The following is a 13,079-nucleotide window of genomic DNA, read 5'->3' on the forward strand; positions in this document are numbered from 1 at the left end:
CCCCCTCCGGATTCTGCCAGCGGACCAGGAGCTGCTGTAGTTCCTGAGTCCGGCGCAGACAGTTGGCCAACCCTTCCGAACGCTCCGCCTGGGTCTCGAGGATCGTGCAAAAGGCCGCCAGTTCAAGCTCCAGATTTTCCAGTGCCTCGAAAAAAGCCGGTATCTCCTCCATCTGGGCAAAACCGAAGCGGGCATTCTCAGCCTGCACGCTCAGGCGCAGGTCCCGGGCCGCTTTCTCGAGCTTGCGGGTGGCCTCGATCAGGTCCAGGCAGTCCCGGGCCCCGGCAACCGTCTCCGAGCGGGTATCCCGCGCCAGTTCCAGGAGCTGGGAGGTGGACACACTCTCACCGAAGAACAGGCTTGCGGTTTCGGGCAGTTGATGCGCCTCATCGAAGATCACCGCGTTGCAGGAAGGCAGCAACTCCCCCATCCCCTCATCGCGGAGCATCACGTCTGCGAAGAAAAGATGGTGATTGACCACTACCACGTCCGCCTCCATCGCCGTGCGGCGGGCAGCGGCCACGCAGCACTCCTTGATGTTCGGACATTCCTGCCCCAGGCAGTTGTCCCGGCTGGAAGTGGCAAACTGCCAGGCCGCAGCATCCTCGGGCACCTCGGGGCATTCCGCCTTGTCGCCGCTCTGGCTGATCTCAAGAAAGCGGCCAATGGCCCGCAGATGGGCGGCGTCCTCCGGGGTCTGGAAGCGGCCATCCACCAGGTTGCGGGCCAGATGATAGTGACACACGTAGTTGGCCCGTCCCTTGAGCAGGGCAGTGGCCACCGGCACCTTCAGGGCGCTGCGGATGGTAGGCAGATCGCGGTTGTAGAGTTGGTCCTGGAGGGTCTTGGTCCCGGTGGAAATGATTACCTTGCCCCCATTGAGGAGGGCGGGCACCAGATAGGCGTAAGTCTTGCCCGTACCGGTGCCGGCCTCGGCCACCAGCACCCCGTTTTCCTTGAGGGTATGGGCGATATGCTCAGCCATCTCGATCTGCTGCGGCCGCGGCGAAAACCCGGGAATCGCGGCGGCCAGAGGGCCGTCAAGGGCAAAAGCTTTATCGACGTTCATGAAATTTCGATCTCCACCTGATCAACGCTCAGTCCGGGCGCCCCTCTGCCAGTACCTTCGACATGCACACGGCAGGCAGGCGCCCTGAAACGATCGCGGGGAAGCCTGGACGCACCTCAATCCACCCGGTGGGCTTCTGCCAGGTAATCCCGGGAGCGCATCTCGATCAGGCGGCTGACGGTCCGCTGGAACTCGTTGGCGTGCTGCCCTTCCCGGTACAAGTCATAGGCTTCGCACTCGGCACTGACCAGCAGCTTGACCCGGTGGTCGTAAAGCACGTCAATCAGCCAGGTGAAGCGACGGGCCTCGGATGCCATGGTGGCAGGCATCTTCGGTACCCGGGAGAGAATCAGGGTGTGGTATTCCCGGGCAATTTCCAGGTAGTCGTTCTGGGAGCGGGCCCCCTTGCAGAGGGCGTCAAAGTCAAACCAGATCACTCCGGCACCCTTGCGCTGGACCTTCAGCTTGCGCTCCAGCACCTCGATCTCACCCGTTTGTCCCTTGCTGCCGGCAATCTTGACAAAATCCTCCGCCAGACGGCGATCTGCCGCCTCGTCCGCCGGGATCAGGAAGGCATCCATCTTCTCGAGGGTGCGCAAGCGGTAGTCGGTACCGTGATCCACCTCGAAGACGTCAAAGCGTCGCTTGATCATCTCGATGGTGGGGAGGAAGTTGATCCGTTGCAGCCCGTTGGGATACAGGCCGTCGGGCGGGTAGTTGGAGGTCATCACAAAGATCGTGCCCCTGGCGAACAGGGCGTCGAGCAGGCGGCCCAGGATCATCGCATCGGCGATATCCGACACGTGGAACTCGTCAAAACACAGGAGCCGTGTCTGCCGGGCGATCCGGTCAGCCACCTTCTGGAGGGGATCCGGCTCATGATTCAGGTTCTTCAGATCGTTCTGGATTTCCTGCATGAAGGCGTGAAAGTGGACCCGGCGCTTGCGCTGGTACGGAACGGAGTCGAAGAAGCAGTCCATCAGGAAGCTCTTGCCGCGTCCCACGCCCCCCCAGAAATACACACTGCGCGGCTGCCGGGGCCGCGATAACAATTTGCGGATCGTGCCACGACGGGCAGCCTTGAAGGCGACCAGCTCTGAATACAGGCCCTGGAGGCGCTGCGCCGCAGCGCGCTGGGCCGGGTCGGACTTGTAGCCCCGCGCCTTGAGCGTGGCGTCATAGGCTTCGAGCATGCCGTTTTCGGCAACCTTGAGGATTCGATGGGGCATCTTGGTGCTGGGGGTAGGATCAGTGCTACAGATGTAGACAGGGGTGGCCCGGCATTTTACTGCCTGGAACCACCCCCGGGAGACGAAATGGCCAGCCCGCAGGCCAGCCACAGTCATCAGAAGTGCAGCGGACGCTTATCGACAGCCAGGGCAGCCTCGTGCACCACTTCCGACAAGGTCGGGTGGGCATGGCAGATGCGGGCCAGATCTTCGGACGCACCGGCAAACTCCATGGTGACCACAGCCTCACCGATCAGCTCGGACGCATTGGAACCGATGATGTGCACGCCGAGGATCCGATCCGTGTTGGCATCGGCAATCATCTTCACGAAACCCTGGGGGGTACCGGCGCCGAGCGCGCGGCCGTTGGCCATGAAGGGGATCTTGCCGACCTTGTAAGCGGCACCTTCGGCCTTGAGCTGCTGCTCGGTCTTGCCCACCCAGGCGATTTCCGGGGAGGTGTAGATGACCCAGGGGATGGTGTCGAAGTTGGTGTGGCCCTTCTGGCCTGCCAGGGTCTCGGCAACGGCGACGCCTTCTTCCATGGCCTTGTGGGCCAGCATCGGGCCACGCACCACATCCCCCACCGCCCACACGCCAGGCAGGCTGGTACGGTTGTGGCCGTCCACGTCGATGAACCCACGCTCGTCAAGCTTGAGGCCGACGGCTTCGGCATTGAGGCCGGCGGTGTTGGGCACGCGGCCCACGGAGACGATCAGGCGGTCAAACTCGGCGGTCTGAGCGCCGTCTTTGGTTTCGTACTCGACGGAAACCGACTTCTTGCCCACGGTCACCTTGCCGACCTTGACGGACAGCTTGATGTCCAGGCCCTGCTTGGTGAACAGCTTCAGGGCTTCCTTGGCCAGATCCTGGTCGGCTGCGCCGAGGAAACTGTCCATGGCTTCGAGAATCGTTACTTCGGAGCCCAGACGCTTCCAGACCGAGCCCATTTCCAGGCCGATCACGCCAGAGCCGATCAGGCCAAGGCGCTTGGGCACAGAGTCAATGTCCAGGGCACCGATGTTGTCGCACACCAGCTTGTTGTCCACGGGGATGCCGGGCAGGTGACGGGCGGTGGAGCCGGTTGCCACGATCACGTTGTTGGCTTCGACGAGCTCGTCACCCACCTGGACCTGCCAGCCGGCGTCGGTCTTGGCGACGAAGGAACCATGGCCTGCCAGGAAGGTGACCTTGTTCTTCTTGAACAGGCCCTTGATGCCGGCGGTCAGCTGCTCGACGATCTTGGACTTGCGGCCGATCATCTTGGCCACGTCAATCTTGGGAGTGCCTACGGAAATGCCCTGCTCCTCGAAGGCGTGACCAGCCTCCTCGAACAGGTGGGAGGTGTGCAGCAGGGCCTTGGACGGGATACAACCCACGTTCAGGCAGGTGCCACCCAGACGGGGCTCGCCCTTCGGGTCGGCGTAAGGGTTGGATTCGGCGCAGGCCGTGTTGAAACCGAGTTGCGCTGCACGGATTGCAGCCACATAGCCACCGGGACCGCCGCCGATGACCAGCACGTCAAATTGTTTAGCCATGATTTTGTAAGGTGTGGGGGGTGAGACGTCGAACATCATCGGGACTCACCAGGTTGATCACATATGCAGGCACACAGGCACGGAGGGAGGCGGGGAACACGGGTTTGACCCCCTGTGCCTCACACCTCCCCCCTCATCACCGGATCAGACGTCCAGGATCAAGCGAGCCGGATCTTCCAGGGCTTCCTTCATGGTCACCAGACCAAGGACAGCTTCACGGCCGTCAATGATGCGGTGATCGTAGGACATGGCAAGGTAGTTGATCGGACGCACGACGACCTGACCATTTTCCACCACGGCACGATCCTTGGTGGCATGGATGCCGAGGATCGCGGACTGGGGCGGGTTGATGATCGGGGTGGACATCATGGAACCGAACACGCCCCCGTTGGAGATGGAGAAGGTGCCACCGGTCAGCTCTTCCAGGGAAATCTTGCCATCCTTGGCCTTCTGCCCGAACTCGGCAATCTTCTTCTCGATGTCGGCGATGGACATCTGATCCACATCGCGCAGGATGGGCACCACCAGGCCACGGGGAGACCCGACAGCGATACCGATGTCGATGTAACCGTGGTAGACGATGTCGTTGCCATCAACGGAAGCGTTCAGGATCGGATACTTCTTGAGGGCGGCAACCGCCGCCTTCACGAAGAAGCCCATGAAGCCCAGGCGGACACCGTGAGCCTTCTCGAACTTGTCGCCGTACTGCTTGCGCAAGGCCATCACCGGCGCCATGTTCACTTCGTTGAAGGTGGTCAGAATGGCGTTTTCATTCTTGGACTGGATCAGGCGCTCGGCGATGCGGGCGCGCAGGCGGGTCATCGGCACGCGCTGCTCGGGACGCTCACCGGCGGCGATCGCCACAGCGGGGGCAGCAGCAGGCGCTGCGGCAGCCTTGGGCTGGGCCGCAACGGCATCTTCCTTGGTCACACGGCCGCCACGACCGCTACCGGCCACCTCGGCCGCTGCAATGCCCTTCTCATCCAGGATCTTGCGTGCCGAGGGACTGGCAGCACCGGCAGCCGGGGCAGCAGCAGGCGCAGCAGCGACGGGCGCAGCCGCCGCGGTGGCCGGCGCACCGGCGGCAGCCTTGGCTTCCGTATCGATGGTGGCGATCACTTCACCGGAGGTGACGGAGTCCCCACCGTTCTTGACAATTTTGACCAGCACGCCGTCGGCCGGGGCCGGGGTTTCGAGGACAACCTTGTCGGTCTCGATGTCGATCAGGTTCTCGTCGCGGGAAACCGCATCACCTTCCTTCTTGTGCCAGCTGACCAGCGTGGCTTCGGAAACGGACTCGGACAATTGAGGCACTTTGACTTCGATCAGCATTTTTTCTCCCTTTGTTCAGTGCGGCATGGATGGCATCAGGCCTTGATTTCGCCAAATGCGTTTTCAATGACTGCCTTTTGTTGCGCGTTGTGCTTGGCGTAATAGCCGACCGCCGGCGATGCCGCCGCCGGACGGGCCACCAGCAGAAACTTGTGATCAGCACCCAGATTGCTGTCCAGATGGTGGCGGGAAGCCAGCCAGTACCAGACACCCTGGTTACGGGGCTCTTCTTGAACCCACACCACCTCCCTGGCGTTCGGATACTTGTTCACTTCGGCAGCCATGGCCTCGGCCGGGAACGGGTAAAGCTGCTCCAGGCGCACGATGGCGATGTCGTCGATGTTGTTGGCACGACGATGAGCCAGCAGTTCGTAGTAGATCTTGCCGGAGCACAGCAGGACGCGGCGGACCTTGGCCGCATCCAGCTGATCGGTCTCACCGATGACCGTCTGGAAGGTCCCCTTGGACAGATCATCCAGAGAGGAGATCGCATCCTTGTGACGCAGCAGGGATTTGGGCGTGATGATCACCAGGGGCTTGCGCAGCTTGCGCAGGGCCTGACGACGCAGCAGGTGGAAAATCTGCGACGGCCCGGACGGGATGCACACTTCCATGTTCATCTCGGCGCACAGCTGCATGTAGCGCTCGATGCGGGCGGAGGAGTGCTCCGGACCCTGCCCTTCGTAACCGTGGGGCAGCATCATCACGAGACCGCACTGACGGCCCCACTTGGCTTCACCGGAGCTGATGAACTGGTCCATCACCACCTGGGCGCCATTGGCAAAATCGCCGAACTGGGCTTCCCAGATCACCAGCTGATTGGGCTCTGCGGTGGAGTAGCCGTATTCGAAGGCCAGCACAGCCTCCTCCGACAGCACGGAGTCATAGCAGTAGAAGGGACCCTGACCCTCGCGAATGTTCTGCAGCGGGTAGTAGGTGCCATCGTGCCACTGATCCCGGTTCTGATCATGCAGCGCGGCATGACGGTGGAAGAAGGTGCCACGGCCCACGTCCTCGCCCGAGATGCGCACACCAAACCCCTGCACAACGAGACTGGCGTAGGCCAGGTTCTCGGCCATGCCCCAGTCGAAGGGCAGCGTGCCAGCACCCATTGCCTTGCGGTCATCAATGATCTTCTGGACACGGGGGTGCAGGGTGAAGCCTTCAGGCGTCGTAGTCAGAGCCTCTGCCATGCGCTTGAGCTCGGACACCGGCACGGTGGTGTCGCACTGGTCGGTGTACTTCTTGTTGGCGTAGGGACCCCAATCCTGGGAGAACTGGCGCTTGAAGTCAGAGAGGACGGGATTGGTCAGCAGCTCACCCCTGTCGAGGGCCGCGCGATAGTCCTTGATGAACAGATCGGGGTCTTCCGCCTTGACCACACCGAGCTGGACCAGCTTGTCCGCATACAGCTTGCGGGTACCTGGATGCTTGGCGATTTTCTTGTACATCAGCGGCTGGGTCACCATCGGCTCGTCGGCCTCGTTGTGACCCAGCTTGCGGTAGCAGACGATGTCCACAACCACATCCTTCTTGAACTGCTGGCGGTATTCCACGGCCAGGTTCGTGACGAAGGCAACCGCTTCCGGATCGTCACCATTGACGTGGAAGATCGGCGCCTCGCCCATCTTGAAGATGTCGGTGCAGTACAGGGACGAGCGGTAGTCACGGGGATCGGAGGTGGTGAAGCCGATCTGGTTGTTGACGACGATATGGATCGTCCCTCCCGTTCCATAGCCACGGGTCTGGGCAAAATTCAGCATTTCCTGGTTGACGCCCTGCCCTGCCACGGCTGAATCGCCGTGAATCAGGACCGGAATCACCTGGGCCTTGCCGCTCTCGCCACGACGGGTCTGCCGGGCATACACGGAGCCTTCAACCACGGGGTTGACGATTTCCAGGTGCGACGGGTTGAAGGCCAGGGTCAGGTGCACCGGGCCGCCATCCGTCATGACATCACTGGAGAAGCCCATGTGGTATTTCACGTCACCAGCGGAGAGGTCGGAAACAGCCTTGCCCTCGAACTCGGAGAACAGCATGCTCGGCGACTTGCCGAGGGTATTCACCAGCACGTTGAGACGGCCCCGGTGGGCCATGCCGATGACGATCTCCTGAACACCCCTGGCGCCGGCAGTGCGGATCAGCTCATCCATCGCCACGATGGTGCTCTCCCCGCCTTCCAGGGAGAAGCGCTTCTGGCCTACATACTTGGTATGCAGGTAGCGCTCCATGGTCTCGGCAGCGGTCAGCCGCTCAAGGACGCGACGCTGGCGCTCGACGCCCAGAGCCGGCTTGCCGCGGGTAGGCTCCAGGCGAGCCTGGATCCAGCGCTTCTCGGCGATGTCGGTCATGTACATGTACTCGGCGCCAATGGAGCCGCAGTAAGTCTGGCGGACGGCGTCGAGGATCTCACGCAGGGTCGCCCGGTCAGTGGGCAGGCCGTGGAAGGAACCGGTGTTGAAGGTCTCGTTGAGATCGGCCTCGGTGAAGCCGTAGTGAGACAGCTCGAGTTCGTTGATCTCGGGACGCTCGGTGCGCTTGAGCGGATCGAGCTGGGCCCAGCGGGTGCCGAGGAAGCGGTGGGCGTTGATCAGCTGCAAGACCCCGACCTGCTTCTGCTCGGTGCCGGTCGCAACGACGGTGCGGACCGGGCCGCGCTTGGCCATTTCGGCAAACGCATTGATGATCGGATAGTGCGCAACGTCGGGGCCCTTGCCCGGTACGTTCTGCAGGGAATCAAAATAGCCCCGCCACTCGTCCGAAACGGAGTCAGGGTTATCGAGATAGTTCTCGTAGAGCTCTTCGATGAACGGCGCATTGCTGCCGAACAGCTGGGAGCTTTCAAAAAGCTTGTTCATCATGGGCGACCACCTGGCTTATATGTTGTCTTTTTAAGCGTTCTTGCTTGCGGTGGGGAGTAATCCCTGCTGCAGTGATTCTTCCAGAAAAACGAAACGGGATGGCCCGATCAACCGACCACCCCGCATTCGCCTCTCTTGTTTCCCCCTCCCCCTCCGGGCAATTCTTAGCCGCGTTGGGCCAGCGGGACGACGTCGCGACGGGCGGCGCCGGTGTACAGCTGACGCGGACGACCGATCTTGTACTCGGGATCGGTGATCATTTCTTCCCACTGGGTCATCCAGCCGACGGTACGCGCCAGGGCAAAGATGCAGGTGAACATTTCGGTCGGGATGCCCAGGGCCTTCTGGACAATGCCGGAGTAGAAGTCCACGTTCGGGTAGAGTTTCTTCTCGACGAAATACGGGTCTTCCAGGGCGATCTTCTCGAGCTCCATGGCCAGCTTGAACAGACGATCGTTCTCAAGGCCCAGTTCGGACAGGACGTCGTAGCAGACCTTGCGCATCAGCTTGGCGCGCGGATCAAAGTTCTTGTAGACCCGGTGACCGAAGCCCATCAGCTTGAAGCTGTCGTTCTTGTCCTTGGCACGGTTGATGTACTCGCCCACGCGGGACACGTCACCGATTTCTTCCAGCATGTTCAGGCATGCTTCATTCGCACCACCGTGAGCCGGACCCCACAGGCAGGCAATACCGGCAGCAATACAGGCAAACGGGTTCGCGCCGGAAGATCCGGCAAGACGTACGGTGGAGGTGGAAGCGTTCTGCTCGTGGTCAGCATGCAGCGTGAAGATCACGTCCAGGGCTCGGACCAGCACCGGATTCGGCACATACTTCTCGCAGGGATTGCCGAACATCATGCGCATGAAGTTGGCGGTGTAATCCAGCTCGTTGTCCGGATACATGAACGGCATGCCGGTGTTGTACTTGTAGGCCATGGCGACGATGGTCGGCATCTTGGCCACAAGACGGTTGAAGCTGACGTTGCGGTGCTCGGCGTCGGAGAAGTCCATGGCGTCGTGGTAGAACGCGGACAGGGCACCGACCACACCGGTCATGACAGCCATCGGGTGGGCGTCACGACGGAATCCGGAATAAAACTTGGACAGCTGCTCGTGCACCATCGTGTGCTTCTTGATGGTGTTTTCGAAGTCGCTCTTCTGGGCAGCGTTGGGCAGCTCGCCATTCTTCAGAAGATAGGTGACCTCCAGGAAGTTGCAGTTGTCGGCGAGTTGCTCGATGGGGTAGCCGCGGTACAGCAGCTCGCCCTTGTCACCATCAATGTAGGTGACCTTGGACTGGCAGCTGGCAGTGGACAGGAAGCCAGAGTCGTAGGTGAACAAACCGGTCTTGCCGCCGAGGGTGCGGATATCGATCACATCATTGCCGTGGGTCCCCGACATGATCGGAAACTCGACGGACTTGCCATCTATGGTCAGTGCAGCAGTGCGTTGCGTCGTGGTCATATTTTGGTCCCTTTTCCCTGTTGAAACTCCAGCTCCCTAAGATGAAGCCGCTGCGCCTTATCGCTCGCGCAGCAGCGTCACCATTTCCTTCCAGCGATCCTTGGTGACCGGCCTGCTGCCGTTGACCATGGCCCAAAGGTCATGGTCCTCGACAAGCAGGAGGTCGTCCAGATCGGCCAGTTGATCGTCGGTGAGACGATCGAAGTGCCTTTCGAGGAAGCGCGTGAACACCAGATCGAGCTCGAGAAGAGCCCGTCGGCACTGCCAGCGCACACGCCCCCGGTTGAGCGTCATACCGCGCGACGCAGCATCATGTCTTTGATCTTGCCGATCGCCTTGGTGGGATTCAGGCCCTTCGGACAGACATCGACACAGTTCATGATGGAGTGGCAACGGAACAGACGGTACGGATCCTCGAGATTGTCGAGGCGCTCGCTGGTCGCCTGGTCACGGGTATCCGCCAGGAAGCGGTACGCAGCCAGGAGGCCGGCGGGGCCAACGAATTTGTCCGGATTCCACCAGAAGGACGGGCAGCTGGTGGAGCAGCAGGCGCACAGGATGCACTCGTACAGGCCGTTGAGCTCTTCCCGGTCCTCCGGGGTCTGCAGACGCTCGCGCTCCGGAGCCGGATCGTTGTTGATCAGGTACGGTTTGATCGAGTGGTACTGCTTGAAGAACTGGGTCATGTCCACGATCACGTCGCGGATGACCGGCAGGCCGGGCAGCGGGCGCAGGGTGACCGGCTGGGCGATTTCATCCATGCTGGTCAGGCAGGCCAGACCGTTCTTCCCGTTGATGTTCATGGCATCGGAGCCACACACACCTTCGCGGCAGGAACGCCGGAAGGACAGGGTGTCGTCCTTGGCCTTGAGGCGCACCAGCGCATCCAGCAGCTTCTTGTCGGACTCTTCGAGTTCGACAGAGATGTCCTGCATGTAAGGCTTGTCATCCTTGTCCGGATCGTAGCGGTAAATCTTGAACTGTACGGTTCGCTTGGTCATGTCGTATTTCTCCGGAACGCTCAGTAGGTACGCTTGGCGAGTGCGATGGGTTCGACGTCAGCGGACATCGGCTGCAGGTTCACCGGCTTGTAGTCAAGACGGTTGCCTTCGCTGTACCAAAGGGTGTGCTTGAGCCAGTTGGCATCGTCACGACCGTTGGGGGTTTCAGCGCAGTCGATTGCGTCATCGCGCACGTGGGCGCCACGGGACTCCTTGCGGGCCTCTGCAGAAACCATGGTGGCCTTGGCCACTTCGATCAGGTTGTCCAGCTCAAGGGCCTCGGTGCGGGCGGTGTTCCAGACCTTGGACTTGTCCTTGATCTGGGTACGCTTGGCACGCTCGGCCACTTCCATGATCTTGGTGACGCCTTCCTTCATGATGTCGGCGAAACGGAACACACCGGCATGCTTCTGCATGGTGCGCTGCATCTCGAGACGAACTTCATGGACGTCCTCACCACCCGTCTGGGTTTCCAGACGTGCGATGCGAGCCAGGGACACGTCAGCGGCATCGTCGGGCAAAGGCTTGAGACTCAGCTGGCCGGACTGGAAGTCGGACACCACGGTCTCACCAGCCGCCTTGCCAAACACCAGCAGATCAAGCAGGGAGTTGGTGCCGAGACGGTTGGCTCCGTGCACCGACGCGCAGGCGCACTCGCCGGCAGCATAGAAGCCGGGGATGGGCACGTTGGGATTGCCGTCCTTCGGCACCACGACCTGGCCCTTGTAGTTGGTCGGAATGCCGCCCATCTGGTAGTGACAGGTGGGCACGACCGGGATCGGAGCCTTGATGGGATCCACGCCAGCGAACTGGATGGAGATCTCGCGGATACCCGGCAGACGCTTGTTGATGGTCTCGGGGGACAGGTGGGTGATGTCGAGAAGCACGTGATCCTTGCCGCTGCCGCAGCCGCGCCCCTCGTTGATTTCGGTGGTCATCGCCCGGGACACCACATCACGGGAGGCCAGATCCTTCAGGTTCGGGGCATAACGCTCCATGAAGCGCTCCCCGGAGACGTTGCGGAGAATACCGCCCTCACCACGCACACCCTCGGTGATCAGCACCCCCGCGCCGGCCACGCCGGTCGGGTGGAACTGCCAGAACTCCATGTCTTCGAGGGGAATGCCGGCACGGGCCGCCATGCCGACACCGTCGCCGGTGTTGATGAAGGCATTGGTGGAACTGTAGTAGATGCGGCCGGCACCGCCGGTGGCGAAGATGGTGGCCTTGGCATGGAAGATGGAGACCTCACCGGTCTCCATTTCCATCGCGGTCACACCCAGCACATCGCCGTCGGCGTTGCGGATCAGGTCCATCGCCATCCACTCGACGAAGAACTGGGTGTTGGCACGCACGTTGCGCTGGTAGAGCGCGTGAAGCATGGCGTGGCCGGTACGGTCGGCCGCAGCGCAGGAGCGGGACACCGGGGTCTGACCATAGTTTTGCGAGTGGCCGCCGAACGGACGCTGGTAGATTTTGCCGTTGTCGGTCCGGTCGAAAGGCATGCCGTAGTGCTCGAGTTCGACGACGACTTCATTGGCCTTCTTGACCATGAACTCAATGGCATCTTGGTCACCCAGCCAGTCCGACCCCTTGACGGTGTCGTACATGTGCCAGTGCCAGTTGTCTTCGGTCGAGTTGCCCAGGGAAGCGGCAACACCACCCTGCGCTGCGACGGTATGGGAACGGGTCGGAAAGACCTTGGTCAGGACAGCGGTCTTCATCCCCGCTTCCGAGAGCTGGAGAGCCGCACGCAAGCCGGCACCACCGGCACCGACGATTACTGCATCAAAGGTACGCTTAGCGACTTTCACTTACAGCCTCCACAGGATCTGAGCAGCCCAACCGGCGTAGCCGATGAGCAGAAGGGCAACGACCGAATGCAGCGTCAGGCGAATGCCCGTCGGCTTGATGTAATCCATGAAAATGTCCCGCACGCCGATCCAGGCATGGAAGAACAGGGACATGAAGAACAGGAAGGTCGCGAACTTCATGAAACCGCCACTGAAAACACCACGCCAGCTCTCATAGGAGCCGTCGGGCATGGTCAGCACGGCAATGGCAAAAAGGACGGTGTAAATCGCCATCACCACAGCGGTGATGCGCTGGGCGAGCCAATCACGGAAACCGTAATGGGCGCCGACAATGACAGGCTTTACCATAGTTTGGCCACCAGAAGAGCAGTGAGGACGAGGCTGACGATCAGCACGAGACGGGCGCTACCCACGGCGGACTGCTTGTCGACACCGACGTGCACATCCAGCAGCAGGAAGCGGATCCCCGCACAGAAGTGATGCAAATAGGCCCAGACCAGACCCATGAGGATGAGCTTGACAAAAATGTTGTCGATCACACCCTTGAATACGGCGAAGGACTCGGGGGAACCTACGCTATTACCGAACAGGGCCAGCAGAACCGGCAGCATCAGAAAAAGACCGGCACCGCTGACCCGGTGCAGGATCGAGACCTTCCCGGGCAACGGAAGCCTGATCTCGTTCAGCGCCAGATGCTTCGGGCGCTGTTTTTTCAAAATCACCTCTGTCATAGATTTTCCCTCTAGCAATTGCGGCCCCGAAGGCCGCACTT

Annotated in this window: 11 protein-coding genes; all 11 read right to left on the minus strand. The window is 61.2% G+C overall.

The features are described from left to right. A partial coding sequence (locus PHD22_RS08105) for an ATP-dependent DNA helicase (protein ID WP_299864873.1) occupies positions 1-1,069 on the minus strand: 1,069 nt, incomplete at its 3' end. A gap of 116 nt (positions 1,070-1,185) precedes the next feature. Next, entirely contained in the window at positions 1,186-2,298 is a 1,113-nt protein-coding gene (gene zapE / locus PHD22_RS08110) for a cell division protein ZapE (RefSeq protein WP_299864876.1), read from the minus strand. A gap of 116 nt (positions 2,299-2,414) precedes the next feature. Next, complete coding sequence (lpdA, locus tag PHD22_RS08115) at positions 2,415-3,836, minus strand: dihydrolipoyl dehydrogenase (RefSeq protein WP_299864879.1); 1,422 nt, start codon at positions 3,834-3,836, stop codon at positions 2,415-2,417. A 144-nt stretch (positions 3,837-3,980) separates the two neighbouring features. After that, on the minus strand, positions 3,981-5,168 hold the full coding sequence (odhB, locus tag PHD22_RS08120) for a 2-oxoglutarate dehydrogenase complex dihydrolipoyllysine-residue succinyltransferase (RefSeq protein WP_299864883.1): 1,188 nt from the start codon (positions 5,166-5,168) through the stop codon (positions 3,981-3,983). Positions 5,169-5,203: 35 nt separating this feature from the next. Further along, the gene (locus PHD22_RS08125; RefSeq protein ID WP_299864886.1) at positions 5,204-8,029 is read right to left on the minus strand and encodes a 2-oxoglutarate dehydrogenase E1 component; all 2,826 of its coding nucleotides are present in this window, start codon (positions 8,027-8,029) and stop codon (positions 5,204-5,206) included. Between the two features lie 164 nt (positions 8,030-8,193). After that, the gene (gltA, locus tag PHD22_RS08130) at positions 8,194-9,492 is read right to left on the minus strand and encodes a citrate synthase (RefSeq protein WP_299864888.1); all 1,299 of its coding nucleotides are present in this window, start codon (positions 9,490-9,492) and stop codon (positions 8,194-8,196) included. 57 nt (positions 9,493-9,549) lie between these two features. Next, positions 9,550-9,786: a succinate dehydrogenase assembly factor 2 gene (locus PHD22_RS08135; RefSeq protein ID WP_299864890.1), complete on the minus strand. Its 237-nt coding sequence runs from the start codon at positions 9,784-9,786 to the stop codon at positions 9,550-9,552. Next, positions 9,783-10,493, minus strand: coding sequence for a succinate dehydrogenase iron-sulfur subunit (locus tag PHD22_RS08140; RefSeq protein ID WP_299864893.1), 711 nt, complete (start codon positions 10,491-10,493; stop codon positions 9,783-9,785). The genes PHD22_RS08135 and PHD22_RS08140 overlap by 4 nt, the downstream gene beginning before the upstream one ends. A 20-nt stretch (positions 10,494-10,513) precedes the next feature. Then, positions 10,514-12,307: a succinate dehydrogenase flavoprotein subunit gene (sdhA, locus tag PHD22_RS08145; RefSeq protein WP_299864896.1), complete on the minus strand. Its 1,794-nt coding sequence runs from the start codon at positions 12,305-12,307 to the stop codon at positions 10,514-10,516. Beyond that, the gene (gene sdhD, locus PHD22_RS08150; RefSeq protein ID WP_299864898.1) at positions 12,308-12,655 is read right to left on the minus strand and encodes a succinate dehydrogenase, hydrophobic membrane anchor protein; all 348 of its coding nucleotides are present in this window, start codon (positions 12,653-12,655) and stop codon (positions 12,308-12,310) included. Continuing rightward, a complete protein-coding gene (gene sdhC / locus PHD22_RS08155) occupies positions 12,649-13,038 on the minus strand; it encodes a succinate dehydrogenase, cytochrome b556 subunit (protein WP_299864901.1) in 390 nt (129 codons plus the stop codon). The genes sdhD and sdhC overlap by 7 nt, the downstream gene beginning before the upstream one ends. Positions 13,039-13,079: the final 41 nt, after the last annotated feature.

The sequence above is a fragment of the Zoogloea sp. genome (assembly GCF_028693495.1).
In the GTDB taxonomy this organism is placed as follows: domain Bacteria; phylum Pseudomonadota; class Gammaproteobacteria; order Burkholderiales; family Rhodocyclaceae; genus Zoogloea.

Excerpts from the sequence above, each read along its gene's own strand:
- lpdA (WP_299864879.1), bottom strand. The coding sequence starts at position 3,836 with ATGGCTAAACAATTTGACGTGCTGGTCATCGGCGGCGGTCCCGGTGGC.
- sdhD (WP_299864898.1), bottom strand. The coding sequence starts at position 12,655 with ATGGTAAAGCCTGTCATTGTCGGCGCCCATTACGGTTTCCGTGATTGG.
- PHD22_RS08135 (WP_299864890.1), bottom strand. The coding sequence starts at position 9,786 with ATGACGCTCAACCGGGGGCGTGTGCGCTGGCAGTGCCGACGGGCTCTT.
- PHD22_RS08140 (WP_299864893.1), bottom strand. The coding sequence starts at position 10,493 with ATGACCAAGCGAACCGTACAGTTCAAGATTTACCGCTACGATCCGGAC.
- PHD22_RS08125 (WP_299864886.1), bottom strand. The coding sequence starts at position 8,029 with ATGATGAACAAGCTTTTTGAAAGCTCCCAGCTGTTCGGCAGCAATGCG.
- sdhC (WP_299864901.1), bottom strand. The coding sequence starts at position 13,038 with ATGACAGAGGTGATTTTGAAAAAACAGCGCCCGAAGCATCTGGCGCTG.
- gltA (WP_299864888.1), bottom strand. The coding sequence starts at position 9,492 with ATGACCACGACGCAACGCACTGCTGCACTGACCATAGATGGCAAGTCC.
- odhB (WP_299864883.1), bottom strand. The coding sequence starts at position 5,168 with ATGCTGATCGAAGTCAAAGTGCCTCAATTGTCCGAGTCCGTTTCCGAA.
- zapE (WP_299864876.1), bottom strand. The coding sequence starts at position 2,298 with ATGCCCCATCGAATCCTCAAGGTTGCCGAAAACGGCATGCTCGAAGCC.